Annotated in this window: 25 protein-coding genes; 15 read left to right on the top strand and 10 right to left on the bottom strand. The window is 41.4% G+C overall.

Annotated features, from left to right (window positions below):
* Positions 1-90: 90 nt before the first annotated feature.
* The 7 genes from J5A60_RS03250 to J5A60_RS03220 all read right to left on the bottom strand — a co-directional run bounded on the left by J5A60_RS03250 (position 91) and on the right by J5A60_RS03220 (position 5,892).
* Entirely contained in the window at positions 91-375 is a 285-nt protein-coding gene (locus tag J5A60_RS03250; RefSeq protein ID WP_109103673.1) for an integration host factor subunit beta, read from the bottom strand.
* Positions 376-435: 60 nt separating this feature from the next.
* On the bottom strand, positions 436-2,082 hold the full coding sequence (gene rpsA / locus J5A60_RS03245) for a 30S ribosomal protein S1 (protein ID WP_109103672.1): 1,647 nt from the start codon (positions 2,080-2,082) through the stop codon (positions 436-438).
* Between the two features lie 97 nt (positions 2,083-2,179).
* Entirely contained in the window at positions 2,180-2,857 is a 678-nt protein-coding gene (gene cmk, locus J5A60_RS03240; RefSeq protein ID WP_109103671.1) for a (d)CMP kinase, read from the bottom strand.
* A complete protein-coding gene (locus J5A60_RS03235; RefSeq protein WP_371817619.1) occupies positions 2,850-3,698 on the bottom strand; it encodes a VirK/YbjX family protein in 849 nt (282 codons plus the stop codon). The genes cmk and J5A60_RS03235 overlap by 8 nt, the downstream gene beginning before the upstream one ends.
* Positions 3,699-3,893: 195 nt before the next feature.
* On the bottom strand, positions 3,894-4,226 hold the full coding sequence (locus J5A60_RS03230; RefSeq protein WP_212510559.1) for a branched-chain amino acid transporter permease: 333 nt from the start codon (positions 4,224-4,226) through the stop codon (positions 3,894-3,896).
* A complete protein-coding gene (locus J5A60_RS03225) occupies positions 4,227-4,955 on the bottom strand; it encodes an AzlC family ABC transporter permease (protein WP_212510558.1) in 729 nt (242 codons plus the stop codon).
* A 4-nt stretch (positions 4,956-4,959) separates the two neighbouring features.
* The gene (locus J5A60_RS03220) at positions 4,960-5,892 is read right to left on the bottom strand and encodes a LysR family transcriptional regulator (protein ID WP_212510557.1); all 933 of its coding nucleotides are present in this window, start codon (positions 5,890-5,892) and stop codon (positions 4,960-4,962) included.
* Positions 5,893-6,163: 271 nt separating this feature from the next.
* On the opposite strand from J5A60_RS03220, the gene metE reads away from it, so the two are divergent.
* Positions 6,164-8,437 carry a 5-methyltetrahydropteroyltriglutamate--homocysteine S-methyltransferase gene (gene metE, locus J5A60_RS03215; RefSeq protein WP_212510556.1) on the top strand — a complete coding sequence of 758 codons (2,274 nt, stop codon included), beginning with the start codon at positions 6,164-6,166 and terminating at the stop codon, positions 8,435-8,437.
* 137 nt (positions 8,438-8,574) lie between these two features.
* Here metE and J5A60_RS03210 read toward each other — a convergent pair whose 3' ends face one another.
* The gene (locus tag J5A60_RS03210) at positions 8,575-9,288 is read right to left on the bottom strand and encodes a UTRA domain-containing protein (protein ID WP_109859054.1); all 714 of its coding nucleotides are present in this window, start codon (positions 9,286-9,288) and stop codon (positions 8,575-8,577) included.
* Between the two features lie 199 nt (positions 9,289-9,487).
* Between J5A60_RS03210 and malQ the strand changes: the two genes are divergently transcribed.
* The 9 genes from malQ (at position 9,488) to J5A60_RS03165 (ending at position 20,763) form a co-directional block, all read left to right on the top strand.
* Positions 9,488-13,261, top strand: a complete 3,774-nt coding sequence (malQ, locus tag J5A60_RS03205; protein WP_212510555.1) for a 4-alpha-glucanotransferase — start codon at positions 9,488-9,490, stop codon at positions 13,259-13,261.
* Between the two features lie 9 nt (positions 13,262-13,270).
* Complete coding sequence (locus tag J5A60_RS03200) at positions 13,271-14,062, top strand: endonuclease/exonuclease/phosphatase family protein (RefSeq protein ID WP_212510554.1); 792 nt, start codon at positions 13,271-13,273, stop codon at positions 14,060-14,062.
* Between the two features lie 10 nt (positions 14,063-14,072).
* On the top strand, positions 14,073-15,737 hold the full coding sequence (locus J5A60_RS03195; RefSeq protein ID WP_212510553.1) for a PTS transporter subunit IIBC: 1,665 nt from the start codon (positions 14,073-14,075) through the stop codon (positions 15,735-15,737).
* Positions 15,738-16,113: 376 nt separating this feature from the next.
* Positions 16,114-16,776 carry a Bax inhibitor-1 family protein gene (locus J5A60_RS03190; protein ID WP_212510552.1) on the top strand — a complete coding sequence of 221 codons (663 nt, stop codon included), beginning with the start codon at positions 16,114-16,116 and terminating at the stop codon, positions 16,774-16,776.
* 84 nt (positions 16,777-16,860) lie between these two features.
* The gene (locus tag J5A60_RS03185; RefSeq protein WP_109859058.1) at positions 16,861-17,190 is read left to right on the top strand and encodes a TusE/DsrC/DsvC family sulfur relay protein; all 330 of its coding nucleotides are present in this window, start codon (positions 16,861-16,863) and stop codon (positions 17,188-17,190) included.
* Positions 17,191-17,289: 99 nt separating this feature from the next.
* On the top strand, positions 17,290-18,171 hold the full coding sequence (gene afeA, locus J5A60_RS03180; protein WP_021616593.1) for an iron ABC transporter substrate-binding protein AfeA: 882 nt from the start codon (positions 17,290-17,292) through the stop codon (positions 18,169-18,171).
* Positions 18,171-19,061: an ironABC transporter ATP-binding protein AfeB gene (afeB, locus tag J5A60_RS03175; protein ID WP_212510551.1), complete on the top strand. Its 891-nt coding sequence runs from the start codon at positions 18,171-18,173 to the stop codon at positions 19,059-19,061. The genes afeA and afeB overlap by 1 nt, the downstream gene beginning before the upstream one ends.
* Complete coding sequence (locus tag J5A60_RS03170) at positions 19,061-19,918, top strand: metal ABC transporter permease (RefSeq protein ID WP_109859061.1); 858 nt, start codon at positions 19,061-19,063, stop codon at positions 19,916-19,918. The genes afeB and J5A60_RS03170 overlap by 1 nt, the downstream gene beginning before the upstream one ends.
* Positions 19,915-20,763 (top strand): metal ABC transporter permease, encoded by an 849-nt coding sequence (locus J5A60_RS03165; RefSeq protein ID WP_212510550.1) that lies wholly within the window; start codon positions 19,915-19,917, stop codon positions 20,761-20,763. Before J5A60_RS03170 ends, J5A60_RS03165 begins: the two co-directional genes overlap by 4 nt.
* On the opposite strand, the gene J5A60_RS03160 is transcribed toward J5A60_RS03165, so the two are convergent.
* Positions 20,738-21,010 (bottom strand): acylphosphatase, encoded by a 273-nt coding sequence (locus tag J5A60_RS03160; RefSeq protein WP_109432895.1) that lies wholly within the window; start codon positions 21,008-21,010, stop codon positions 20,738-20,740. The two genes, J5A60_RS03165 and J5A60_RS03160, sit on opposite strands and share 26 nt — an antisense overlap.
* 156 nt (positions 21,011-21,166) lie before the next feature.
* Here J5A60_RS03160 and J5A60_RS03155 point away from each other — a divergent pair, with 156 nt between their 5' ends.
* The 4 genes from J5A60_RS03155 (at position 21,167) to yccS (ending at position 24,994) form a co-directional block, all read left to right on the top strand.
* Positions 21,167-21,841 (top strand): DUF2057 domain-containing protein, encoded by a 675-nt coding sequence (locus tag J5A60_RS03155; RefSeq protein WP_212510549.1) that lies wholly within the window; start codon positions 21,167-21,169, stop codon positions 21,839-21,841.
* Between the two features lie 73 nt (positions 21,842-21,914).
* A complete protein-coding gene (gene mgsA, locus J5A60_RS03150; RefSeq protein WP_021616599.1) occupies positions 21,915-22,373 on the top strand; it encodes a methylglyoxal synthase in 459 nt (152 codons plus the stop codon).
* Positions 22,374-22,381: 8 nt separating this feature from the next.
* The gene (locus J5A60_RS03145) at positions 22,382-22,837 is read left to right on the top strand and encodes a YccF domain-containing protein (RefSeq protein WP_212510548.1); all 456 of its coding nucleotides are present in this window, start codon (positions 22,382-22,384) and stop codon (positions 22,835-22,837) included.
* 15 nt (positions 22,838-22,852) lie between these two features.
* A complete protein-coding gene (yccS, locus tag J5A60_RS03140; RefSeq protein WP_212510547.1) occupies positions 22,853-24,994 on the top strand; it encodes a YccS family putative transporter in 2,142 nt (713 codons plus the stop codon).
* Here the strand turns inward: yccS and smrB are convergent.
* Complete coding sequence (smrB, locus tag J5A60_RS03135; protein WP_212510546.1) at positions 24,991-25,497, bottom strand: endonuclease SmrB; 507 nt, start codon at positions 25,495-25,497, stop codon at positions 24,991-24,993. The genes yccS and smrB overlap by 4 nt on opposite strands.
* Before the next feature lie 62 nt (positions 25,498-25,559).
* Here smrB and prmB point away from each other — a divergent pair, with 62 nt between their 5' ends.
* On the top strand, positions 25,560-26,510 hold the full coding sequence (gene prmB / locus J5A60_RS03130) for a 50S ribosomal protein L3 N(5)-glutamine methyltransferase (RefSeq protein ID WP_212510545.1): 951 nt from the start codon (positions 25,560-25,562) through the stop codon (positions 26,508-26,510).
* The last annotated feature ends 30 nt before the right edge of the window (positions 26,511-26,540 follow it).

Below are 26,540 nucleotides of genomic sequence, written 5' to 3'. Positions count from 1 at the left end.
CTCCTTAAAATAAAGTTGCCTTCATTATGCCAAAAATGAGCATAAAAAACGACACTTAAAAGTGCCGTTATAAAAAGTTAGTCAAATAAATTATGCGTAAACATCAACGCGTTCTCTTAGCTCTTTCCCTGCTTTAAAGTAAGGTACACATTTTGCATCTAATTTTACTTGTTCACCGGTTTTAGGATTACGACCTAAACGAGGTTGGCGACAATGCAAAGAAAAACTACCGAATCCACGTACTTCGATACGTTCACCACTTTCTAATACATATGACATTTGTTCTAAAATCGCTTTTACTGCTTCTTCCACAGATTTAACAGGTACACTGTGATTTTTCTGTACTAAAAGTTCAATCAGCTCTGATTTAGTCATACTATTCTCCTAACTCTTTAAACCGGCATATTGCTATGCCGATTTTATTAACAAAGCGAATTATTCACCTTTTGCTGCTTTGAAAGCTTCAGCCATTGCATTTGGAATAGCAACATCTTCTTGCTTATTCACGGTTGCAACGGCTGCCGCTTCTTCAGCTTGATCTTTCGCACGAACAGATAAGTGAACAATACGAGCTTTACGATCTACACCAGTGTATTTTGCTTCAATTACATCGCCTGCAGCAACTTCATTCGTTAAATCTGCTGCGCGGATGTAACCTTCCACACCACCGTCTAATTCAACTTTAGCGCCTTTCGCATCAGCTTCAACAACTTTAGCGTTTAATACAGTGCCTTTTTTGTTGATAGCAACGAAGTTATTGAATGGATCTTCTTCAAGTTGTTTGATACCTAAAGAAATACGCTCTTTCACTGCATCGACTTGTAATACAACTGCGGCAACTTCATCACCTTTTTTGTAATTACGTACAGCTTCTTCACCTTGAACATTCCAAGAAATGTCAGATAAATGAACTAAGCCGTCAATACCGCCATCTAAACCGATGAAGATACCAAAGTCAGTGATAGATTTGATTTTACCAACAACTTTGTCACCTTTGTTGTGAGTTTCAGCGAATTGAGCCCATGGATTTGCTTTGCATTGTTTTAAGCCTAAAGAAATACGACGACGTTCTTCATCGATTTCTAATACCATCACTTCAACTACATCACCTAAGCTAACCACTTTAGATGGGTGAATATTTTTGTTAGTCCAATCCATTTCAGAAACGTGAACTAAACCTTCAACACCGTCTAAAATTTCAACGAAACAACCGTAGTCAGTTAAGTTAGTTACTTTACCGGTTAATTTGCTGTTTACTGGGTGATTTTCAGCGATTGCAGCCCAAGGATCTTGACCTAATTGTTTTAAGCCTAAAGATACACGAGTACGATCTTTATCGAATTTCAATACTTTAACGGTGATTTCATCACCAACATTAACGATTTCGCTTGGGTGTTTAACACGTTTCCAAGCCATATCGGTAATATGTAATAAACCGTCAACACCGCCTAAATCAACGAATGCACCGTAGTCAGTTAAGTTCTTAACAGTACCTTTAACTTCTGCACCTTCAGACAAGTTCGCTAATACTTCTTCACGATCTTGGCTGCTTTCAGATTCGATTACTGCACGACGGGAAACAACAACATTGTTACGTTTTTGATCAAGTTTGATTACTTTGAATTCTAATTCTTTACCAAGTAAGTGATCTGCATCACGAACTGGGCGGGTATCAACTAATGAACCCGGTAAGAATGCGCGAACACCGTTTAACTCAACTGTGAAGCCGCCTTTCACTTTACCGTTAACTAAACCAAGTACAGTTGCTTGTTCGTCGTAAGCTTTTTCCAATACAATCCAAGCTTCGTTGCGTTTTGCATCAGCACGGGAGGCAACAGTTTCACCGAAACCATCATCCACAGCTTTAAGCACAACATCAACAACATCACCAACTTGAACTTCCAATTCACCTTGTGCATTTAAAAATTCTTCGGAAGGAATTGCAGACTCGGATTTAGAACCGGTATCTACAAGTACGAAGCCTTTTTGGATAGCAACGATGGTACCTTTAACAACTGCACCTTGACGGGTTTCAAGGTCTTTTAATGATTCTTCAAAAAGTTGAGCAAAAGATTCTGTCATAATTAATCTTCAATTTAAGTAAATAACGTCCACTTCTAATCCATAAAAAGTGGGGCTGATAACAAAGTTTATCCATCCTTGAATAAACCGTAAAAATTTAAGCTTTAATACCAATACGCTGCTGAATATAGTCTAAGGCCTGACCAATCACTTCATCGATACTCAATGTCGTGCTGTCAAGTAAAAACGCATCATCAGCGGGTTTTAAAGGGGCGACTGCTCGATTTCTATCGCGCAAATCACGCTCTTTTATCTCGGCTAAAATCTGTGCAAAGTTACCACTAATCCCCTTATTTTGCAACTGGTTATAGCGTCTTTTTGCACGTTCTTCCGCACTCGCATCTAAAAATAATTTCACTTGCGCATCAGGAAACACCACCGTTCCCATATCACGACCATCCGCAATTAAACCGTCATTTTTGGCGAAATCCTGCTGAAGTTGTAATAATGCCGCACGAACTTGCGGGAAAACAGCAACTTTTGATGCGGCATCCGCCACTTCTTGCGTACGGATTAAATGACTGACATCCATGCCACCTAATAATACATTCACTTCGCCATTTTTCGGCACAAATTGAATATCCAAATGACGAGCAAGGTCAGCCAATGCCGTTTCATTGGTTAAATCAGCATTTCGTTTTAATGCGGCTAATGCTGTCACGCGATAAATTGCGCCGGAATCCAACAACGCAAAACCTAGTTTTTCTGCCAATGCGTAACATAAAGTGCCTTTACCGGCACCACTTGGTCCGTCTACTGTAATAATTTTATTCATGATTTTTCTCTGTCAAAAGGGATTGAATCTCAACCGTCATCTTGTCAAACATGTCATAACGTTTGCGATACATAGAACGTTTTTTACTTTGAATGTCTTCTAAAGGACGACGCTCAAGTGCGGTCGGAATTTGCCAATAATTTTCCGCCAAATGCCCCTCGTTTTCCTGCCAAAATTCATCGTAGTTAAACAATAATTTTGCCGAATCATTCCAGCGATATTTTGCCTGACGTTTATGCGGAATGCCTTCCAAACGACAATTCAACGTCTCCGCAAAAATTTTAAACGCATTCACCAACATAAACATCGGGCGCACACCATGTAGCAATTTTGTCGCCTGACGCACTAAATCCTGTGCTTCATCGCCCTTTGGCCCTTGAATTGAGGCGATCAATAAACGGTTATCCGCTAAAAACGTAAAGCTGGCAGAATAAATCGTACGTTGATTAGCATCGGTTAAAGCGATAGCAAAAAAGCCTTCATAAGGATCGATATGGTTGAGCGTTAAATTTAATGTCAATTCATCCGTTAACTGTGCCAACAGTACCGGCTGTTGTGAGATTAATGTCTCGCATAACGACACACCAAAGTGTTTTTCCGCCATGGCAAAATTGGTCTTAATAGCGTCTAAACGCTGTGTCGCATTAAAGTGTTTATCACAGTACTGGCTTAATAGCGTATTTACACGATAAGGATACTGAGCAAAAACCGGCTGCCACAAGGGATTTTCATGAATAAAATCGACTAACGCCTGACATTGCACTGCAAAAACCAAACGGCGCGCCCGATAACGTAGCCATTCCCGCAACAATTTTAATTTGCGTTTTTCTACGGGAAACATTTCATGAAATGTTGGAAAATGGAATTTCGTCACCACAAACCTCAAAAAGAATTCAATAAATTAAGTGTAAAATTATAGCAAAAAGGCAGTTGCTTTTAAATGCGCCGATAGGCTGTAAAAACGTAGAAAAAAACGACCGCACTTTATAGTTTTACCTTTTCGAAGAGAAAAAGTGCGGTCATTTTCACGGGTATTTTATGCAACAAAAACCTGTTGCACTAAGAACATATACAATAAAGTACCGGTGGCAATGGACAAAAACATATTCCGTTTCCAAAAATGCAATACCAGCACCACTGCGCCTGCAATAAACTCAGGTAAGCCATGAAAACCGCTCAATACATCAATATTTTTATAGCAATAGACCACCAGCATGCCAAACATCGCCGCAGGCAACACTCGCCCTAAATAACGAATATATTCAGGAATCGGACGGTTGGCTGGGAAAATCCAAAACGGCAGCCAACGCGTAATTTGCACGGCCAATACGGCAATTGCAATAGTGAGGATTTGTTCCATCAAGCTCATTTATTGCACCCTCTCTAATTTCGTGGTCAGTTTCGGACGACGGAATGTTAAGACCATCCAAATGCCTATCAGGGTTGGCAATAAGAAATAGTCATGACCAAAAATTAGCAGTGAAATAAATGCAATCGCCAGGCCTAACAAGGAACTTTCGTGAGATTTTTCTTTCGTCCAATTTTCCGCAAAAATCACGAGAAACAACGCAGTCATTGCAAATTCTATCCCTTTCAAATTAAATGGAATGATATTGCCAAACAGGTTGCCCAAGACCGCCCCGACCACCCAATACATATGCAGGTAAAAGCTGACAAAAAACAGATACCAGCCACGATCCAAGTGCGGTGGGATTTTTGCCATATAATTAAGAGAAAAAGATTCATCGACTAACGTTGCGATAAGATACGGGCGCTTTTTACCTAAAAATTTACCGTATTTTTCCAACATGGAAATACTGTAAAAAATTTGCCGTCCGCTAACCATCAAGGTAATCAGCAAAGCATTGAGGGGCGCAAAAGACAAGGTGAGCGCACCGGCAATAATAAACTCGACAGAACCGCCATAAATCAACAATGCCATTAAAAATGGGTACCACACGCAAAATCCAAGGGCTTTCATATAAATGCCGTAGGCTATACCGAGGAATAAAAAACCGGCAATCATCGGTGCGCTATACGGCAATGCCGCTTTGGCTGCGGCAAAAATAGGATGAGGCGTTGTCTTAACATCAGACATACAACTAATTCTCGTCTAATACAGATAGTTCAGGTAAGGTTGAAAAGCTTTGTGCTTTCACGGTTTCATAGAAATCATCCACGAAAGCAACTTGTGCATCCGCTTCACGAAAAGCCGCGTATAAATTGCTGTGCAAACCTTGGTCGGTAATTTTGCGCGCCACAATATAACCCCGATCCAAATAAGGTTTCGCTGCCCAAAACGGCAATGCGGCGACGCCACGTTTACTTGCCACCAGTTGAATAATGGCAATGGTGAGCTCACTGGTTCGACGGGTCGGATTAATGCCTTTCGGATGCAACACTTTACGCAGCAAATCCAACATATCATCCGGTACCGGATAAGTAATCAACGTTTGATCGATAAAATCTTCCGCTTGCCAAATATCCTTCGCGGCAAGTGGGTGATCTTTCGCACATAGCCCTACCATTTCATAGGAAAACAACGGCTTATACACAATGCCCGGATTTTCTTCCACTTCTTGCACCACCGCCCAATCGGCACGATGACTTAATAACAAGCCAACCGCATCCGTGTGGAAACCGGACACAATATCCAGTTCTACCAGCGGCCAATGTTTACGGAAAGAATCCATTGCCGGCATCAACCAATCAAAACAAGTATGGCACTCCACCGCAATGCGTAATTCCCCCGCATCACCTTGTTTTACACGTGCCAGATCGCGTTCTGCTTCAATCACTTTCGGCATGATTTCGTTAGCAAGCTGAATCAAGCGCTCCCCTGCGGCAGTGAAATGCAAGGGTTGGGTTTTACGTTCAAATAACGGCAAGCCGTATTGATCTTCTAATAATTTAATTTGGTGGGACAAGGCTGACTGGGTGAGATAAACCCGTTTGGCCGCCAACGAAACGCTGCCGGTTTCTTTTAGGGCTAACAAGGTTTTTAAATGTCTGAGTTCAAGGAAGATTGGTTTCATGAGAAAGATTCATACTTATGAGAAAAATGATGAAACCCTATAATACACGAAAATGCCCTGTACTTTAATGTTACCTGGGAGAAAAGTGCGGTGCGTTTTCACTGTATTTTTTGCTTGGCACATATATTAACGCCATGAATCACAAGATTATTAAAAATTTTCATCAACTTTCAGAAAATTATTAATTTGCATAATGAACTTAATTCCGTCATTCTAGCCTCGTACAGACGTTTAGCCGTCTAAATCATTTAACACAAAACAAGGAATTATGATGACAACATTTCATTTATCGGGTTTCCCACGCGTAGGGGCAAAACGTGAACTTAAATTTGCCCAAGAACGTTACTGGCGCGGTGAAATCGCTGAAGCTGATTTATTAGACATTGCAAAAAAATTACGCGAAATTAACTGGCAACATCAAGCTAATGCGAATGCGGATTTTGTGGCGGTTGCTGATTTCACTTTCTACGATCATATTTTAGATTTGCAAGTGGCAACAGGCGCCATTCCTGCACGCTTTGGTTTCGACAGCCAAAACTTAACCTTAGATCAATATTTCCAATTGGCGCGTGGCAACAAAACACAATTCGCCATTGAAATGACCAAATGGTTCGATACCAACTACCACTATCTCGTGCCGGAATTCCACAAGGACACCCAATTTAAAGCCAACCCGGCGCACTATGTGCAACAAATCCGCGAAGCTAAAGCCCTTGGTCACAAGGTAAAACCCACCATTGTTGGTCCATTAACCTTCCTTTGGTTAGGGAAAGAAAAAGGTGCCGCATTTAATCGTTTCGATTTGTTAAACAAACTCGTGCCGGTTTATGTGGACATCTTAAACGCGTTAACCGCTGAAGGCGTGGAATACATTCAAATTGATGAGCCTGCTTTAACCTTAGATTTACCGGAAGAATGGATTGCCGCTTATAAAGCAGTTTATGCCAGTTTTGCTGCGCAAGTTAATGCCAAACTCTTGCTTGCCACGTATTTCGGTTCCGTGGCGGAACATGCGGATTTATTGAAATCCTTACCGGTAGCCGGTCTCCATATTGATTTGGTGCGTGCACCGGAACAACTCTCCGCCTTTGCCGATTACGACAAAATCCTTTCCGTAGGCGTGATTGACGGTCGTAACATTTGGCGTGCGAACTTAAACCAAGTGTTAGATGTGGTTGAACCATTAAAAGCAAAATTAGGCGAACGTTTATGGATTGCGCCAAGCTGTTCCCTACTCCATACGCCTTATGATTTAGCGGTGGAAACCCAACTGCAAGCCAACAAGCCGGAGCTTTATCAATGGTTGGCGTTCACCTTACAAAAAATTCAAGAATTACGCGTCATTAAAACCGCACTTGAGCAAGGCAGAGCAGCTGTGCAAGCTGATCTTGATGCTAGCCAAACGGCAGCTGATGCGCGTAAAAACTCTCGTGAAATCCACCGCACTTGTGTGGCGGAACGTTTGGCAAATCTGCCGAAAAATGCCGATCAACGTAAATCGCCATTTGCAGAACGGATTAAATTACAAAATGCGTGGTTAAATCTACCGTTGCTGCCAACCACCAATATTGGTTCCTTCCCGCAAACCACGGAAATTCGTCATGCCCGTGCCGCCTTCAAAAAAGGTGATCTCAGCTTGGCGGATTACGAAACGGCAATGAAAAAAGAAATTGAATTTGTGGTACGTGAACAAGAAAAATTGGATTTAGACGTGTTAGTGCATGGCGAAGCGGAACGTAACGACATGGTGGAATACTTCGGCGAATTGCTTGATGGATTTGCGTTCACCAAATTCGGTTGGGTACAAAGTTACGGTTCCCGCTGCGTAAAACCACCGGTCATTTACGGTGATGTGACCCGCCCGGAACCGATGACCGTGCGTTGGTCGCAATATGCCCAAAGCCTCACCAACAAAGTGATGAAAGGCATGTTGACCGGCCCGGTAACGATTTTACAATGGTCTTTCGTGCGTAACGACATTCCACGTTCCACGGTGTGTAAACAAATTGCCGTAGCGCTTTCTGATGAAGTGTTAGATTTAGAAAAAGCAGGCATCAAAGTCATCCAAATTGACGAACCCGCTATCCGCGAAGGCTTACCGCTCAAACGTGCCGATTGGGACGCTTATTTACAATGGGCAGGCGAAGCTTTCCGTTTAAGTTCAATGGGTTGTAAAGATGATACGCAAATTCACACACACATGTGTTATTCCGAATTTAACGACATTCTACCGGCTATTGCCGCCCTGGATGCCGACGTGATCACCATCGAAACCTCCCGTTCCGACATGGAATTGCTTACCGCATTCGGTGATTTCAAATACCCGAACGACATCGGCCCGGGCGTGTACGACATCCACAGCCCACGTGTGCCGACCGCAGAAGAAATTGAACATCTTCTTCGCAAAGCGTTGCAAGTGGTACCAAAAGAACGCTTATGGGTCAACCCAGACTGCGGCCTAAAAACCCGTGGCTGGCCGGAAACCATCGCCGCATTAAAAGTGATGGTAGATGTCACGAAGAAATTACGTGCAGAATTAGCCTAATTCACAGATAATTGTTCACAGGTAAAAAGAAAAGCTGAATCTCGAGAGAGGTTCAGCTTTTTTGTTTTACGGAAGAGAAAAGTGCGGTTTTTTTTAAAAGAGTTTTATTCAACAAAATACGGAAAAGTGCTCTTTTTTTAAACATGTCGCTTAGCTGTGGAAGCAAAGGTAATTTTATCAGGGCGATAACTAATGCTACCGTACTGAAATAGACGTCCGTCGGCTAAATAAGTGGTGCTGGTAACATTCACTACCATATTATATTCACCGAGATCCATAGTACTTTTTTCTTCTTCATTGGCATAACGAAACGCAATTTCACGCTGTGAATAACTAATTTTTAGACCTAGTTCACTTTCTAAATAGTGATAAATGGAGTGTTCCGCAATCTCACGATTAATAAAAGGAACAATACGACGATCAAAATAAGAAACTTCATATTCCACCGCCTCCCCGTCAATTTCACGAACACGACCTATACGGTAAAAATCAATTTGATCATTTACGTTAAAGATCTGCATTAATTCCTCTTCCCCTTGCACAATATACAAGCTGGTCAAGGTTGTTTTCACTTGATGGGTTAAAGGGCGATTCAGCTCTCCAACGGTTTTGATTTCGGAAAGCTGTTGAGGCGTTGATAAATTATGCTCGAGAACAATAGAAGTTCGCCCCTGTTGTTTCTGAATGTAACCGTCCATTTCGAGCAGAGAAAGAGCTTTGCGAATAGTGTCTTTAGAAAAACCATATTCTTGCATAAGCTCACTTTCACTGGGTAATTCTTGCTTGGGAGATAAAATTCCATCGGTTATTTTTCTTTTTATATCATTATAAACCGCTTTGTATTTACTCACTTTTCCACTCCATTTTTGACTTTTATTCCCTCAATTCAAATATTCAATAGAATAACACAAACCTTTCTTCTTATACGTATAATTTTTGTGATCAAAATCACGCTTTTACGTTAATGTTTAAACTTTTACGTAAAAGTTATTGCGTAAAATAAAATTTAGATTAGAATCTCTACAACTTTTACTTCTGAAGGAAAAAATTATGCTTACTCGGTCAAGTGGTGTTTTAATGCACATTACCTCATTACCCAATGCATTTGGAATTGGTAGCTTTGGGCAATCTGCCTATGATTTTGTAGATTTTTTAGTTGAAACGAAACAAACCTATTGGCAAATCCTTCCATTAACCACCACCAGCTACGGTGATTCCCCCTATCAATCCTTCTCTGCGATTGCAGGTAACACACATTTAATTGATTTTGCTTTACTCACCCAAATGGGTTTATTGCAAGAAACGGATTATGCTTCGGTTAATTTTGGCAATGATCCGACAAAAGTAGATTACGAGCGCATTTTTTATGCACGCCGCCCGATCTTAGAAATCGCAGTCAAACATTTCCTTGCCGATAAAAAACACCAAGCAGACTTCAAAAACTTTGAAAAAAACAACCGCACTTGGTTGGAAGACTATGCGGAATTTATGGCAATCAAAGAGCATTTCGGCAATAAGGCCCTACAAGAATGGGAAGATAAACAGGTTGTTGCCCGTCAACCCAAAGCACTTGGGAAATACCGTACGATGCTGAAAGAGCAAATTCAGTATTTCAAAGTAACGCAATATTTCTTTTTCCAACAATGGTTGGCATTAAAAAATTACGCTAATCAAAGAGGAATTAAAATTATCGGCGATATGCCGATTTATGTGGCGGCGGATAGCGTCGAAGTATGGACTATGCCGGAACTCTTTCAATTAGATAAAGAACGCAATCCGCTTTTCGTTGCCGGTGTTCCTGCCGATCAGTTTAGCGCCACCGGACAGCTTTGGGGCAATCCGCTTTATGACTGGGCTGAACATAAGAAACAAGGCTATGCTTGGTGGATTCATCGTATTGAGGAAAGCTTTAAAATTTACGATGTACTTCGTATCGATCATTTCAAAGGTTTCTCCGATTATTGGCAAGTGGATGGCAAAGCAGACATTGCAAAATACGGTAGCTGGCAACCCGGCCCGGGATATGATTTGTTTAAAGCGGTAAAAGCACAGCTAGGCGATTTGCCGATTATCGCTGAAGATCTCGGCAATATTGATGAAAAAGCGAAGAAATTACTGGTTGATTGCGGTTATCCCGGCATGAAAATTTTGCAATTTGGTTTTGAAGATGTGAGTGGTGAAAGCCTGGATAGCCCACATTATTGCATTCCGCATTGTATCGCCTATACCGGCACACATGACAATGATGTCACAAACGGTTGGTATGACGGATTAACGTCGAAACAGCAACAATATATCAATGCTTATACCCATCGTGCTGCAAATGAATCTGTTTGTCAGGCAATGATTCGACAATTATTTGCTACCGTAAGTAATACGGCGATTGCCACCATGCAAGATATTTTAGATTTACCTGCCAGCTCAAGAATGAATATTCCTTCTACTATAGGTGGAAACTGGGAGTGGCGAATGCAAGAAAGTGATTTAACCAACGCCAAAAAAGATTTCTTAACCCAAATAACCACGTTATATGGACGCGCCAATAAGGAAAAAAGAATGATTAAATTTAGTGAATTTGTACAGCAAACAACAAACAAAAAACTTGAAAAGTTAAGTGATCACGCGATTTACGTACAGTTATTAAACTATGTTAAAACCCTTGCTGCGAATAAGGAAAAAAATACGGCTAAACGTAAGGTCTACTATATTTCTGCAGAGTTTTTGATTGGCAAATTGCTGTCTAACAATTTAATCAATCTTGGCGTATATCAAGAAATCAAAGATGAATTGGCGCAGGCAGGAAAATCACTCAGCCATATTGAAGATATTGAGCCGGAACCGTCTTTAGGGAACGGCGGATTAGGTCGTTTAGCGTCCTGTTTTATTGATTCCATGTCCACACTCGGGCTAAATGCGGAAGGTGTAGGCTTGAATTACCATTGCGGTTTGTTTAAACAAGTCTTTAAAAACAATGAGCAACATGCAGAACCAAATGATTGGATTGAAAAAGAGTCTTGGTTAATCCCGACAAATATCCGTTATGAAGTACCATTTAAAGACTTCACGTTAACCTCTAAATTAGATCGCATTGATATTCTTGGTTACAAAAAAGACACCAAAAATTATCTCAACTTATTTGATATTGAATCAATTAATCATAAATTGATTAAAAAAGGTATCACCTTTGATAAAACAAAAATCAAAGAAAATCTGACTTTATTCCTTTATCCGGATGACTCCGATAAAAACGGTGAATTATTACGTATTTATCAGCAATATTTTATGGTCTCCAATGCGGCACAGTTATTAATTGATGAAGCCATTGAACGTGGCAGTAATTTACATGATTTAGCCGATTATGCCTATGTGCAAATTAATGACACCCACCCATCCATGGTGATTCCGGAATTGATTCGCTTATTAACGGAAAAACATCGTATTAAATTTGCAGAAGCGGTAGAAATCGTGCGCAATATGGTGGGTTACACAAACCATACGATTCTTGCTGAAGCCTTAGAAAAATGGCCTTTAGCTTATTTAGAAGAAGTAGTTCCACATTTAGTGAAGATCATCAAAAAACTAAATAAATTAGTGCAGAAAGAATATTCAAATCCTGATGTACAAATTATTGATAAGCAAAAACGCGTCCATATGGCGCATATGGATATTCATTTTTCAAACTCTGTAAACGGTGTCGCGGCATTGCACACGGAGATTTTGAAAAATTCCGAACTCAAAGCGTTTTATGAAATTTATCCCGAGAAGTTTAATAATAAAACTAACGGAATCACCTTCCGTCGTTGGTTAGAATTTTCTAACCAAGCGTTATCCGCTTATATTAAACAACTTATCGGCGATGAGTACTTACATGATGCAACTCAATTGGAAAAACTGCTTGCCTTTAAAGATGACAAAAAAGTACATCAAAAATTAGCTGAAATTAAATTCCGGAATAAATTAGCTCTGAAGACTTATCTTAAAGAAAATAAAGGCATTGAATTGGATGAAAATTCCATTATCGATACGCAAATTAAGCGTTTCCACGAATATAAACGCCAACAAATGAATGCACTTTATGTGATTCATAAATACCTTGAAATCAAAGCAGGCAAACTGCCGAAACGTAAAATTACCGTGATTTTTGGTGGGAAAGCCGCACCGGCTTATGTGATTGCACAAGATATTATTCATTTAATTCTTTGCTTGTCTGAGTTAATCAATAATGATCAGGATGTGAATCAGTATTTAAACGTCTATTTAGTGGAAAACTACAATGTTAGCGTGGCGGAAAAATTGATTCCGGCAACGGATATTTCAGAGCAAATTTCCCTTGCCTCAAAAGAAGCTTCCGGAACGGGCAATATGAAATTTATGCTGAATGGCGCATTAACCTTGGGCACGATGGACGGTGCGAACGTAGAAATTGCCGAACTAGCCGGTGCGAAAAACATTTACACCTTCGGTAAAGATTCGGAAAGCATTATTAAACTGTATGAAACCGCCGGTTATGTTTCAAAAGATTACTATAAAAAGGATAAGCACATTAAAAGAGCGGTCGATTTTATCCTTGATTCTACGCTGGTGAAACTGGGTAATGAAGAGCGTTTAAAACGCCTGCATGATGAGTTGCTCAATAAAGACTGGTTTATGACCTTAATTGACTTTGATGCTTATGTCACAGCGAAAGAACAGATTTTGGCGGATTATGAAGATCAAGATAGCTGGAACAAAAAAGTGATTCATAACATCGCCAAAGCCGGTTTCTTCTCATCGGATCGCACCATTGCACAATATAATACCGATATCTGGCATTGTGAGGATTAAAGGGAACGTATGAAACTACTCACCCTCAACGTACACGCTTGGTTGGAAGATAACCAAGCGGAAAAAATCGACATTATTGCCGACACCATTGTTGAAAAGGGCTACGACATCGTTGCCCTACAAGAGGTGAACCAATTAATGTCAGCACCTGCGATTTCACAAGCATTAAAGCAAGACAACTATGGCGTTGTGTTGCTGAATAAAATCAATCAACGGGCGACGCAAAAATATTCGCTGTTTTGGAGCAATTCGCATATTGGCTACGATAAATATGACGAAGGCATCGCCTTTTTAACCCGCTTGTCGGTTTATGAAGTGGATGCTTTTTATTGCAGCCAACATCAGCGCCTCAATTCTATCCTCTCGCGCAAAATTCTTGGCTTAACCGTGGAATATCAAGGCCAACTTGTAGATTGTTATTCCTGCCATATCAACTTGCCGAATTGCGCGGGTGAAAATCAACTGGACAACATTCGCAATATCGTGGAGCGCAGCCAAAGCCGAAATCTTAAAATTTTGATGGGTGATTTCAATACAGATGCAATCAGCGATCCAAACGCTTATCAGAAAATTAAATCTCTCGGTTTACTTGATACTTTTGAGATTGCGGAACAGAAAGATAGCGGGATCACCGTTGAGAAAGCGATTGATGGCTGGAAAGGCCACAGTGAAGAAAAACGATTAGACTATATTTTTTTAAATCAAGCAAAAAGGGTTTTATCGAGTCAGGTGGTTTTTAATGGCAAAAATAAACCGGTAGTTTCCGACCATTTCGGTTTGGAAGTCGATCTTACATTGTAGGAGAACATACATGAAAAAATTGCTCAGTTTTGAATTTTGGCAAAAATTCGGCAAATGCTTAATGGTGGTAATTGCCGTTATGCCTGCCGCAGGTTTGATGGTAAGTATCGGTAACTCGTTACCGTTAATTAGCGATGCCGAATGGCTGGCGCGCGTGGGTAACATCATTGCGCAAATAGGTTGGGGCATTATCGGCAATCTGCATTTGTTATTTGCTTTAGCCATTGGCGGCAGTTGGGCGAATGAGCGTGCGGGCGGTGCGTTTGCCGCAGGTCTTGCCTTTATTTTAATCAACTTAATTACCGGTCACTTCTTCGGCGTAAAAATTGAAATGTTGACCGATCCGAATGCCCATGTCAGCACCATCTTGGCAGGCGACATTCCGGTGGCCAACTACTTTGTGAATATCCTCGGACAACCTGCATTAAATATGGGGGTATTCGTAGGAATCATCGCCGGTTTTGTAGGGGCAACCACCTTTAATAGTTACTACAATTTCCGCAAACTGCCTGAAGTGCTTACTTTCTTTAACGGTAAACGCTTTGTGCCATTCGTGGTGATTTATCGTTCCGTTTTAGTATCGTTAGTGTTGGCGGTGTTCTGGCCAGTGGTACAAACCGGGATCAATCATTTCGGTGAATGGATTGCCAACTCTCAAGACTCCGCGCCTATCCTTGCGCCTTTTGTTTACGGTACATTAGAACGTCTTTTACTACCTTTCGGTTTACACCATATGCTCACCATTCCGATGAACTACACCTCATTGGGCGGTACCTATGAATTCTTAACCGGTATGCAACAAGGCAAACAAGTATTCGGACAAGACCCGTTATGGCTCGCTTGGATCAGTGATTTAATCAACCTGAAAGACGCGGGCAATATGACGCAATATAACGAACTCCTCTCAACAGTGACACCGGCGCGCTTTAAAGTGGGTCAAATGATCGGTTCAAGCGGTATTCTAATGGGCATTACGCTTGCCATGTACGTGAACGTTGATCCAGATAAGAAAACCATCTACAAAGGGATTTTCCTTTCTTCCGCCCTTGCCGTGTTCTTAACCGGCGTAACAGAACCGATCGAATATATGTTTATGTTCGTTGCACTACCACTTTACCTTGTGTATGCGGTCGTCCAAGGTTGTGCATTTGCCATGGCGGATATTGTGAACTTACGCGTTCACTCCTTCGGTAACATTGAGTTTTTAACCCGTACGCCAATGGCGATTAAAGCGGGCATCGGCATGGATCTCATCAACTTCATTTGGGTATCCGGTGTGTTTGCGGTCGCTGCCTTCTTAATTGCAAATTTCATGATTAAGAAACTCAACTTAGCCACCGCCGGTCGCAACGGCAACTACGATGCAAAAGGCACTGACGAAGCCCCGGCAGAGGAGAAAAAAGTCGCTAATGCCAGTGCGCAAGTGATGCAAATCATCAATCTTCTCGGTGGACGCAACAATATTGCCGAGGTAGATGCTTGTATGACCCGTTTACGTATCACTGTGCATAATCCTGAATTAGTGGGCGATGCAGCGGCTTGGAAACAAGCAGGCGCAATGGGTTTCATTGTTAAAGGCACAGGCATTCAAGCCATTTACGGACCAAAAGCAGATGTACTGAAATCGGATATTCAAGACCTACTCTCTTCAGGCGTTGAAATTCCGAAAATGTAACAATATGCAAACATAGATAAACTAAAAGAGCGGTTAAAATGATCTGACCCCAAAAGAAAAGCTGAATCTCGAAAGAGGTTCAGCTTTTTATTTTTATGAAAAGAAAGTGCGGTGGGTTTTGAGCATATTTTTGAAATGTAAAAACGTCAGGAATAAAACTTAATATTTTTGATATGCCGGATTACCGACAGGTTCAAAATAAACAAATCTGTTTTGCTGAATTGCAAATAAAACAACCGCACTTTTCTGTCTTTCACTTTTAATCATCCATCAGTAAAAAATATTTTCCTTGTAATAATTGACTTTTCTCCCCTCTGCCCTTACCTTACAGCAACGTTATAACCTTTCATTTCTCTTTAAATTTAAAGGAGTTTTTATGCAATCTCGTATTATCGTTGACAGCAGAGAAGAATCGTTGCTTAGCACACACAAAGTGTTACGTAACACCTATTTCTTGTTAGCGTTAACATTAGCCTTTTCCGCTGTGGTGGCTTATGTGTCCATGGCGATGAATTTACCAAGACCGGGGCTTATCATCATGCTTGTGGGTTTCTATGGGCTGCTTTTCTTAACTAATGCCCTAGCAAATAGCGCATTAGGGATTTTATCTGCTTTTGCCTTCACCGGTTTCTTAGGTTACACCGTAGGACCGATTTTAAATGCCTATGTGAGTGCAGGTTTGGGGGATGCCATCGTGTTAGCCTTAGCGGGCACCGCAGCCACTTTCTTCGCTTGTTCCGCTTATGTCTTAACCATGAAGAAAGACATGTCTTTCTTATCCGGTACGATTCTAGCCTTATTCGTGGTGTTATTACTTGGCATGGTCGCGAGTTTCTTCTTCCAATTCCCAGCACTTTATGTGGGAATTAGCGCGTTGTTCGTGATTTTCTCCACTATGGGAATTTTGTATGAAACCAGTAACATTATTCATGGCGGTGAAACCAATTACATTCGTGCAACGGTCAGCTTATTTGTGTCTATCTACAACCTGTTTATCAGTTTGTTAAACTTACTTTCCTTCTTCTCTTCCAGAGATTAATTATTAATTTGATAGATAAATTCAACGCCCCTTCTTTGGGGCGTTTTTATATAATCCGTCCTCATAAATACTAAGGTTATTATCATGCTTGAAGTCAATAATAAACACATTGAAACCGATGCTTCGGGTTATTTACTCAATATTGATGATTGGGATGTTGAAGTCGCGCAAGCCATTGCGAAATTAGAGAATTTGGAATTAACTGACGCTCACTGGGAAATCATTCATTTTGTACGCGCGTTTTATCAGGAATACAAAACCTCACCGGCGATTCGTATGCTGGTGAAAGCTACCGCACAAAAACTCGGTGAAGACAAAGGGAATAGTCGTTATTTACAACGTTTGTTTCCTGACGGTCCGGCAAAACAAGCCACAAAATTAGCCGGATTACCCAAACCAGCAAAATGCTTATAATTTATTTGATAATTATTTGCATTTAAAAAATAAAAGAATATAATTTACCCCGCAACTTATGTTGTTATTTTTTACTAAAACTTTTCAAAGGAGAAAAACATGCGTTTATTCGCGACATTAATCAGTGTGCTTGCACTAAGTTTAGGCAGCAGCTTCGCTTATGCAAAATTTAAAGTTGTTACCACCTTCACCATCATTCAAGATATGGCGCAAAATATCGCCGGTGATGCGGCTACCGTGGAATCAATCACCAAACCGGGAGCAGAAATTCACGATTATGAGCCAACCCCAAAAGACATCGTGAAAGCCCAATCTGCCGACCTCGTATTATGGAACGGTTTAAACCTTGAACGTTGGTTTGAAAAATTCTTCCAAAACGTGAAAGATAAACCGGCGGTTGTTGTAACTGAGGGTATCGAGCCAATGTCTATTAATGAAGGTCCTTATACCGGCAACCCAAATCCGCACGCCTGGATGTCCCCTTCCAATGCATTGATTTATATTGAGAACATTAAAAATGCGTTGGTAAAATACGATCCACAAAATAAAGAAACGTATGAAAAAAACGCCGCACTTTATGCACAAAAAATCAAAGCGTTGGATAAACCGCTTCGCGAAAAATTAGCACAAGTGCCGGAAGCTCAACGTTGGTTGGTCACCAGTGAAGGCGCTTTCAGCTATCTCACTCGTGACTATGGTTTTAAAGAAGCCTATTTATGGCCGATTAACGCAGAACAACAAGGTACGCCACAACAGGTTCGCAAAGTGATTGAAACCGTAAAAGCCAATAAGATTCCGGTCGTTTTCAGTGAAAGTACCATTTCACCGAAACCGGCAAAACAAGTGGCAAAAGAAAGTGGCGCGAAATACGGTGGTGTGCTTTATGTAGATTCGCTTTCCAATAAAAATGGCCCGGTGCCGACTTATGTCGATTTGTTAAATACCACCGTGTCCACTATCGTAAAAGGATTTGAAAAATAATGTCATCGAATATTGCCTCGATTTGTGTTGAAGACGTTACAGTCCGCTATAACAACGGCCATACCGCCATCCATAATGTCTCCTTTCACTTGGAAGGAGGCACCACCTGTGCCCTCGTGGGCGTCAATGGTAGCGGAAAATCGACCTTGTTTAAAAGTCTCATGGGATTAATTCATCCACAACGAGGCAATATTACGTTGTGTCATTTGCCAATTAAACAGGCATTAAAACAAAACTTGGTCTCTTATGTTCCCCAGTCGGAAGAAGTTGACTGGCAATTCCCGGTGTCTGTTTATGATGTGGTGCTCATGGGACGCTACGGCTACATGAATTTCTTACGCCGCCCAAGTGAAACAGATAAGCAAAAAGTGCAAGAAGCCATGCAACGGGTGAACATTGAGCACCTTGCCCACCGTCAAATTGGTGAGCTTTCCGGTGGACAGAAAAAGCGCGTATTTTTAGCTCGTGCGCTTGCGCAACAAAGTAAGATTATTTTACTGGATGAACCTTTTACCGGCGTTGATGTGCAAACAGAAAATGCCATTGTCGATTTACTTGGGCAATTACGTAGCGAAGGTCATCTCATTTTGGTTTCTACCCACAACTTGGGGGCGGTACCGGATTTCTGTGATCAGGTGGTAATGATTAATCGCACTGTCATTGCGACGGGTTCAACAGAAACCACCTTCAACCAACATAACTTAGAACTCGCCTTTGGTGGCGTATTGCGTCACATTAAATTGCTCGGTACAGACCTACACGATGATGAAGATCCGCGCGCAGTCACCGTACTTACCGATGATGAACGGGCGGCGGTGTTTTATGGTAAAACCAAAGTCGATCCTCCGGCACCAATTGTGAGACAGTGCAAATCAGAGGAAAAACCCTAATGCTAGCGCTCTTACTGGAACCTTTTTCCTATGATTATATGGTGAAAGCCATCTTGCTCAGTTCTGCCGTCGGTGGCGTTTGTGCTTTCTTATCAGCTTATTTAATGCTAAAAGGTTGGTCTCTCATTGGGGATGCCCTTTCCCACTCGGTTGTTCCCGGTGTTGCCATCGCTTATGCGCTTTCCCTGCCTTATGCACTCGGCGCTTTCTTTTCCGGTATCTTAGCCGCCGTGTCTATTTTATGGGTGAAATCCATTACCAAACTGCGGGAAGATGCAGTTATCGGCTTCATTTTTACCACTTTTTTTGCGCTTGGTTTGTTGATCATTTCCCTCAATCCGACCTCTGTCAATGTGCAAGATATTGTGTTAGGTAACATCTTGGGCATTGCAGATGAAGATATTCTTCAAGTGGCAATCATCATTGGCATCAGTCTAATTTTATTACTCATTTTCTGGAAGGATCTGTTATTAATTTTCTTTGATGAAGTTCATGCCACTTCCGTAGGACTCACACCAATTTATTACAAAGTGCTGTTTTTTACGCTACTCAGCGCATGTGTCGTCGCCGCATTACAAACCGTCGGTGCGATTTTAGTTATCGCCATGGTAATCACACCGGGCGCTACTGCCTATTTACTTACCGATCGTTTTAAAACCCTTGCCATGATCGCCGTTATTCTAGGCATTCTTTCCAGTGCGATTGGCGTGTATATCAGTTATTTCTTAGATGGCGCAACGGGTGGCATTATTGTTTGTATTCAGACCGCACTTTTCCTATTGGCTTTTATTTTCTCGCCAAAATACGGCTTAATCCGCCAGCGTAAACCAATCACGAAAGAAGAGGTGCAACAATGAATGCTATTTATCAATGGCTCACCGAGCCTTTCGCGTATCCCTTTATGCAAAATGCGTTGATCACGGCGCTATTGGTCTCCGTTATTTGCGCCATGCTCTCCTGCTATTTAGTGTTGAAAGGTTGGTCGTTGATGGGGGATGCAATTTCTCATGCTGTTCTGCCGGGCATTGTGGTGGCTTTCTGGTTAAGTTTGCCTTTAACCATCGGTGCCTTTGTCGCCGGATTGCTCTGTTCTGTCTGTGTGGGATATTTAAAAGAAAACAGTCGTATTAAAGAAGATACCGCCATGGGCATTGTCTTTTCAGGGATGTTTGCGCTCGGGATTGTCTTGTTTAGCAAAATTGAAACGGATCAACATTTAACCCATATTTTATTTGGTAATTTGCTTGGCGTGAGCGATGCAGAAATGTTGCAAACGCTAGTCATCAGTGCGGTCGTTTTTTTGGTTGTTTTTTTACGTCGAAAAGATTTTTTACTTTATTGTTTTGATGCTACGCAAGCCAAAATCGTTGGCTTATCGCCTCGACTCTTGCATTACAGTTTACTGATTCTTCTCGCGTTAACCATCGTCAGTGCCATGCAAGTGGTAGGCGTAATCTTAGTCGTTGCGATGCTTATTTCACCGGGTATTACCGCGTTTATTTTAAGCAAGCGCTTTGATCATATGATTGTCATTGCCTTGGCAACATCTATCAGCACCAGTATCTTCGGAACGATTATTAGCTACCACATTGATGGCGCCACAGGCTCTTGCATTATTTTGTTACAAGCGGCGGTATTTTTAACCGCACTTATTTATAGCAAAATCAAACTGCGTTTCAGTGTAGCACTTGAAACGCCGTAAATTCTTTGTCGCCAAGATAATCTTCTACAAATACATCGTCCACGATGGCAGTGCGAGGCCCCTCTTGTAACCAAGCATCTAACGCTTCAATTTGACTTTCCGAACCGACGGCGATCACTTCCACGGTGCCGTCGGCAAGGTTACGTACAAATCCCGTTACGCCGATTTTCAGCGCTTGCTTCCACGTAAAATAACGAAACCCAACGCCTTGCACATAACCGTGAACACAAAAACGTTTTTTGACCATACAATTTCCTCTTAAAATTGAATAAAAACAAAAAACTAGCGCTTAAATACAATTTTCTATTTTCATTTTTCCCAATTTGGAATAGCATACAAACTACGCTTTATTCCATAAAGTGTCATCTAATTTTAATGAATGTCCTTCAAAACAGGAGTAAATATGAAATTTCGTTTTGCTGTCTTAACTGCAACACTTTTAGCCAGTACGGCGAGCTTTGCCGGCATGGTAACCAGCTCATCTAATATTGATTTTTTAGCCATTGACGGTCAAAAAGCAAACAAATCTTTATTGAAAGAAACTAACGCATTTAATATCAACGATACACAAAAACACCAAGTTGTGGTTCGTGTATCCGAAATTACTCAAGTGGGTTCCGATCGCTCCTTATTCGAATCAGATCCGATTGTTGTGACATTCCAAGGTTCAAATGAAGATATCGTAATTTCAGCCCCACGTTTACAAAATGAACGTGATGTAAGTAACTTCAAACAATCTCCTGTCATTACCGTAAAAACCCAATCCGGTAACAACGTAGAAAATAAACAAGAATATTTAAAACAAGAAGGTTTATTCCCGGGCATGAACCTTATCAAAGACTTAAACGAATACAACGCGTCTGGCGCACCGGCCTCTTTACCTTCTTTAGCAACAATCACCACCTCAGCTGCAACAGCGGTAGTCGTTGGCGGTCCTGCTGCAACCGGTAAAGTCAACAAAGGCAAGGTGACATTACAAGGTGAAAATGTGGCAGAGCAAATGTTGCAATATTGGTATCAACAAGCCGATAAAGAAACCCAAGCACGTTTTATTGATTGGGCGAAAAAACAAAAATAATCGGTGATTTCTTCTCATTCATTGATGTCCGAAAAGTGAGCTTGTTCGCTCACTTTTTATTTTAGGAGCACTTATGCAAACGACCTATCGCACATTGTCGGCGAATAAACACATTGCCTTAGTGGCGCATGACCACTGTAAAGCGGATTTGATAAACTGGTGTAAAACCCACCGCACTTTATTAGCCCATCATACCCTGTATGGCACCGGCACCACAGGGAGTCTCATTCATCGTGAAACCGGTTTAATTGTGAATAGCTTACTCAGTGGCCCTATGGGCGGCGATCAACAACTCGGTGGCTTAATTGCTGAAAATAAAATTGATTTAATGATTTTCTTTTGGGATCCGATGAATGCTGTGCCACATGATCCGGATGTCAAAGCGTTAATGCGCATTGCCACCGTTTGGAATATTCCGGTTGCTATGAATATGGCAAGTGCCGATTTTCTGATTTCTTCGCCATTTTTTAATGATACCTGCGATATTCGTATTCCGGACTATCAAGGTTATTTAAACGAACGCTTAAAATAGACATTGCTATGAATTGGAGCTTGATTCTTAATATTCTCAATTTTGTCCTTGGTGGCTTCGTAACAACGTTAGGGTGGTTATTCGCCACCCTCATGAGTGCCGTATTGATCGTCACATTGCCTTATACGCGTAGCTGTTGGGAAATTTGTAAAATGTCATTGGTTCCCTTCGGCAACGATTTAATTCATGTGAAGTATTTGGAACCTAAAAGTGCGGTGGGAAATTCCCTCGGATCAGTGCTCAATGTCGTCTGGTTTATCCTTTTCGGTTGGTGGTTGTTTCTTGCTCATGTTTTTTGTGGCATTTCTCAATGTCTAACTATCATCGGTATCCCAACCGGCTTGGCAAATTTCCATATCGCCAGAATTGCGTTATTTCCGGTGGGGCAACGGGTTGTTCCTAAAGCAATGGTGGATTTAATTCGTCAACAACACGCAACGCAATACGATCGTTTTTATAAGTAGTCTTAAGGATTTCGCATGAATCACTGGTTTAATGCAAAAGTGATTGCCTCCATTCCGATTTTTATTGCCGTCAATTTGGCGGTGATTGCCATTTGGTATTTTGATATTTCCGAGCAAAGTATGCCGTTGGTATTAGGCATTATTGCCGGCGGTTTGGTGGATTTAGATAACCGATTAACCGGCCGAATCAAGAATGTGCTTTATACGCTGCTCGCATTTTCTGTTTCTACGATCAGTGTGCAACTGAGCATCAACCATAATTTCCAATTTATGGTGTTGATGACGGCGATGACCTTTGTTTTCACCATGATTGGGGCAATCGGACAACGTTATAGCACCATCGCGTTCGGTACGTTGGTTGTGGCGCTATACACCACACTGACTTATTTGCCGGAAACCGTGTGGTATATGAACCCTCTGATGATTCTTTGCGGCACCTTGCTTTACAGTATCACCACATTATGCGTGCATTTATTTTTTCCGAATCGCCCTGTGCAGGAAAGTGTTGCCAGATCCTTTCTAGCGCTTGCCAATTACCTTGATGCGAAAGCCACTTTTTTTGATCCTGACGATATTGAGCAAATTGAAAATAAGCATATCGCCATGGCAATGAAAAATAGTGAACTGATAAGTGCGTTTAATGAGACGAGAACGGCGCTGTTTTATCGTATCCGAGGACAACACCGCCACAGCCGCACAACTAAAATGATTCGTTATTATTTTTCTGCGCAAGATATTCATGAGCGCATTAGTTCCAATCATTTTGACTACCAAACCCTTGCGGAACACTTAAAAAATACTGATTTAATTTTTCGTATTCAACGCTTACTGGAACTCCAAGCCCAAGCTTGCCGTGATATTGCGCTAAGTTTGCAACAAAATAAAACCTACCGTTATGACCTGCGTTTAGAAAAAGCCATTAACGGGCTAAATCAATCGTTCGAGCTTTATAGTAATGGCCATATTGAAGAAACCGAAAATCTTATCAATCTCCAAACCTTACTGGATAATTTAAAAAGCGTTGACTATCAATTACGCCATATTGATCAAGAAGTGAATGAGTTGGAACAAACCGATACGGCTCAAATTTATACGGAGCAAATTACCGGTTTAAACAATATCCTACTTGCCCTGCGTAGCCACTTTAATTTCAATTCGCAACTCTTTCGCCATGCGGTACGTTTGTCGATTGTGGTGTTTATTTGCTGTACTATCGGCGAGTTTTTGCCGTTAGATCGGGCTTATTGGGTTTTATTAACCGCTGTTTTTGTTTGTCAGCCTAATTACACGGCCACCAAACTGCGTCTAAAACAGCGAATTGTCGGCACCATTCTCGGTGTGATTATCGCCTCGCTTCTGCCTTATGCGAATCCGACACTGGAATTACAATTAGGCTTAATCGTTCTCACTAGCACCCTGTTTTTCTTTTTCCGTACCAATAATTACAGCTTTTCCACCTTCTTCATTACCTTACAGGTGATTTTCAGCTTTGATGTGATGGGCTTTAATGTGGAACAAGCGCTTTATTCTCGCGTCATTGACACCCTGATCGGCGCGACCATTTCTTGGTTTGCCGTGTCTTACTTATGGCCGGATTGGAAGTATTTGCAGTTGGATAAAGTCAGCCGTCAGGCAATCAAAAGCGATGCGAAATATTTGTTGTATATCATCAGTCAATTACAGTTTGGCAAAGGCGATAACTTGAAATACCGCATTGCCCGTCGCTATGCCCATGAATATGCTTCGGCATTAAGCGCCACCATTTCCAATATGAACCATGAGCCGAAAAAATATCAGGCATATTTACAGGCTGGATTCGAGCTTTTAAAAATTAACTATTCTCTACTGAGTTACATTTCTACGCTAGGAGCTTACCGCAGTAAAATGAAACAAATGCAACAAAGCACTTTTTTCTTGGCGGAATTTTATCCGGCAGCGAAGAAAATTATTTACATTTTAGAGCATATTGAACAGCTTACACCGATGGTTTTCGAGAAATTACAAAATAACATTGAAGTGAGTTTAAAACAGGCACAAAGCCATTTAGAAAAAAATCATAAAGCGGCACAGCTGCAAGGACACATTCCAATGCAGCAACTTAGCATGATCAACCAAATTTTACCGCCGCTTTACCATGCCGTTCATAAATGTTGTTAAACATCAATCAGGATCAAAATGGCTGCTTCACCGCCCCATTCCTTTGGGGCTTGGTGCAATGCTCGTACTTTCGGATGCTGCACTAACCAACGGGGAATTTGGCGTTTTAACGTATAAGTGCCATAACCTGTCATCACACTGGCACAATAAAGATGTTCTTTCTCGCAGGTTTGAATTAATGCCGCCAGCTCTAATTTTGCCTGTTCACGCGTTAAGCCATGCAAATCCAAAAAAATCTCCGGTGAAAAATCTCCACGCCGTAATTGTTTCAGCAAATGAGAATCTTCATTTTCACGCAAATATTTGACCGCACTTTCCTCATTTAACAACGGCTCATATTCATCAGAAAAATAAAATAACGTGTCTTGTTGTTCACGCTGTTCCTTTATCGTGGATTGCGTTTTCTTTTTATGGGACCTAGCAGCCACAAAAGTATCCTGTTTTAACGGTTTCACGCCTCTCATTTCAGCACGAAACAGGGAAATTGCTTCCTCATCTAACATTTCGTTTCCTATCTCAAATATGGTATAACTACGCGTAATTTTAACATTGATACGAGCAAATCATGAACCAAATTACCTTTAATCAGGAACTTATTGACGATATTTATTCCGCCAACGTGCAAGAAGAACTGCACACGATCAAAGATTTCCTACGTTGGTGCTACAGCACCTTCAATCGTGCCGACATTTACTACGGACACGGCTATGACAATGCTTGGGATGAAGCACAACAATTGGTCTTAGCTACCTTGCACCTCCCAGCTGATTTCCCAAGTGAATTGTATGACACCCGTCTCACTACGGCAGAAAAGCTTGAAATCATCCGTTTGGTCATCATCCGCATTGAAAAACGCATTCCTGTTGCTTACTTAATTCACCGTGCTTGGTTCTGCGGCTTAGAGTTTTATGTGGATGAACGCGTGATTGTTCCTCGCTCTCCCATCAGTGCCTTGATTGAACAAGGATTCGCCGGCTTATTAACACGTGAACCGCAACGTATTTTAGATATGTGTACCGGCAGCGGCTGTATTGCGATCGCCTGTGCGGAGCGCTTCCCTGAAGCCGATGTGGATGCGGTTGATCTCTCTTTTGATGCATTAAATGTTGCCGAAATCAACATTGAACGCCACAAATTAACTCACCGCGTCTTCCCGATTCAGTCGGATTTATTCTCCCGTTTATTGGAAGAACAGTATGATCTCATTGTCACTAACCCTCCTTATGTAGATCTAGAAGATCTCTCCGATATGCCGGAGGAATTTCACTACGAACCGGAAATGGCTCTCGGCTCCGGCAATGATGGGTTAACTATCACCAAAGAAATCCTGCGCCTAGCACCAAATTACTTAGCGGATGATGGCGTATTGGTGTGTGAAGTGGGTAACAGCATGGTGCATTTAATAGAACAATTCCCACAAGTGCCGTTCAACTGGCTTGAACTCGCCAATGGCGGTGTGGGTGTATTCGCCTTAACCAAAGCGCAATTAATTGAACATCAACATGCGTTTCAATAAACGGAAATAATAAAAAGAAAAAGTGCGGTC

The sequence above is a fragment of the Aggregatibacter sp. oral taxon 513 genome (assembly GCF_018128305.1).
Lineage (GTDB): Bacteria > Pseudomonadota > Gammaproteobacteria > Enterobacterales > Pasteurellaceae > Aggregatibacter > Aggregatibacter segnis_A.
The sequence above is the reverse complement of the archived record's forward strand: the minus strand, read 5'-3'. Positions and strand labels throughout refer to the sequence as shown.

Coding starts and splice junctions, on each gene's coding strand:
- J5A60_RS03155 (WP_212510549.1), top strand. CDS start 21,167: ATGAAATTTCGTTTTGCTGTCTTAACTGCAACACTTTTAGCCAGTACG.
- J5A60_RS03190 (WP_212510552.1), top strand. CDS start 16,114: ATGCAATCTCGTATTATCGTTGACAGCAGAGAAGAATCGTTGCTTAGC.
- malQ (WP_212510555.1), top strand. CDS start 9,488: ATGCTTACTCGGTCAAGTGGTGTTTTAATGCACATTACCTCATTACCC.
- J5A60_RS03225 (WP_212510558.1), bottom strand. CDS start 4,955: ATGTCTGATGTTAAGACAACGCCTCATCCTATTTTTGCCGCAGCCAAA.
- J5A60_RS03185 (WP_109859058.1), top strand. CDS start 16,861: ATGCTTGAAGTCAATAATAAACACATTGAAACCGATGCTTCGGGTTAT.
- J5A60_RS03230 (WP_212510559.1), bottom strand. CDS start 4,226: ATGAGCTTGATGGAACAAATCCTCACTATTGCAATTGCCGTATTGGCC.
- J5A60_RS03165 (WP_212510550.1), top strand. CDS start 19,915: ATGAATGCTATTTATCAATGGCTCACCGAGCCTTTCGCGTATCCCTTT.
- cmk (WP_109103671.1), bottom strand. CDS start 2,857: ATGAATAAAATTATTACAGTAGACGGACCAAGTGGTGCCGGTAAAGGC.
- J5A60_RS03250 (WP_109103673.1), bottom strand. CDS start 375: ATGACTAAATCAGAGCTGATTGAACTTTTAGTACAGAAAAATCACAGT.
- smrB (WP_212510546.1), bottom strand. CDS start 25,497: ATGTTAGATGAGGAAGCAATTTCCCTGTTTCGTGCTGAAATGAGAGGC.
- J5A60_RS03195 (WP_212510553.1), top strand. CDS start 14,073: ATGAAAAAATTGCTCAGTTTTGAATTTTGGCAAAAATTCGGCAAATGC.
- metE (WP_212510556.1), top strand. CDS start 6,164: ATGACAACATTTCATTTATCGGGTTTCCCACGCGTAGGGGCAAAACGT.
- J5A60_RS03160 (WP_109432895.1), bottom strand. CDS start 21,010: ATGGTCAAAAAACGTTTTTGTGTTCACGGTTATGTGCAAGGCGTTGGG.
- J5A60_RS03220 (WP_212510557.1), bottom strand. CDS start 5,892: ATGAAACCAATCTTCCTTGAACTCAGACATTTAAAAACCTTGTTAGCC.
- yccS (WP_212510547.1), top strand. CDS start 22,853: ATGAATCACTGGTTTAATGCAAAAGTGATTGCCTCCATTCCGATTTTT.
- mgsA (WP_021616599.1), top strand. CDS start 21,915: ATGCAAACGACCTATCGCACATTGTCGGCGAATAAACACATTGCCTTA.
- J5A60_RS03235 (WP_371817619.1), bottom strand. CDS start 3,698: ATGTTTCCCGTAGAAAAACGCAAATTAAAATTGTTGCGGGAATGGCTA.
- afeA (WP_021616593.1), top strand. CDS start 17,290: ATGCGTTTATTCGCGACATTAATCAGTGTGCTTGCACTAAGTTTAGGC.
- J5A60_RS03200 (WP_212510554.1), top strand. CDS start 13,271: ATGAAACTACTCACCCTCAACGTACACGCTTGGTTGGAAGATAACCAA.
- rpsA (WP_109103672.1), bottom strand. CDS start 2,082: ATGACAGAATCTTTTGCTCAACTTTTTGAAGAATCATTAAAAGACCTT.
- J5A60_RS03145 (WP_212510548.1), top strand. CDS start 22,382: ATGAATTGGAGCTTGATTCTTAATATTCTCAATTTTGTCCTTGGTGGC.
- J5A60_RS03170 (WP_109859061.1), top strand. CDS start 19,061: ATGCTAGCGCTCTTACTGGAACCTTTTTCCTATGATTATATGGTGAAA.
- afeB (WP_212510551.1), top strand. CDS start 18,171: ATGTCATCGAATATTGCCTCGATTTGTGTTGAAGACGTTACAGTCCGC.
- prmB (WP_212510545.1), top strand. CDS start 25,560: ATGAACCAAATTACCTTTAATCAGGAACTTATTGACGATATTTATTCC.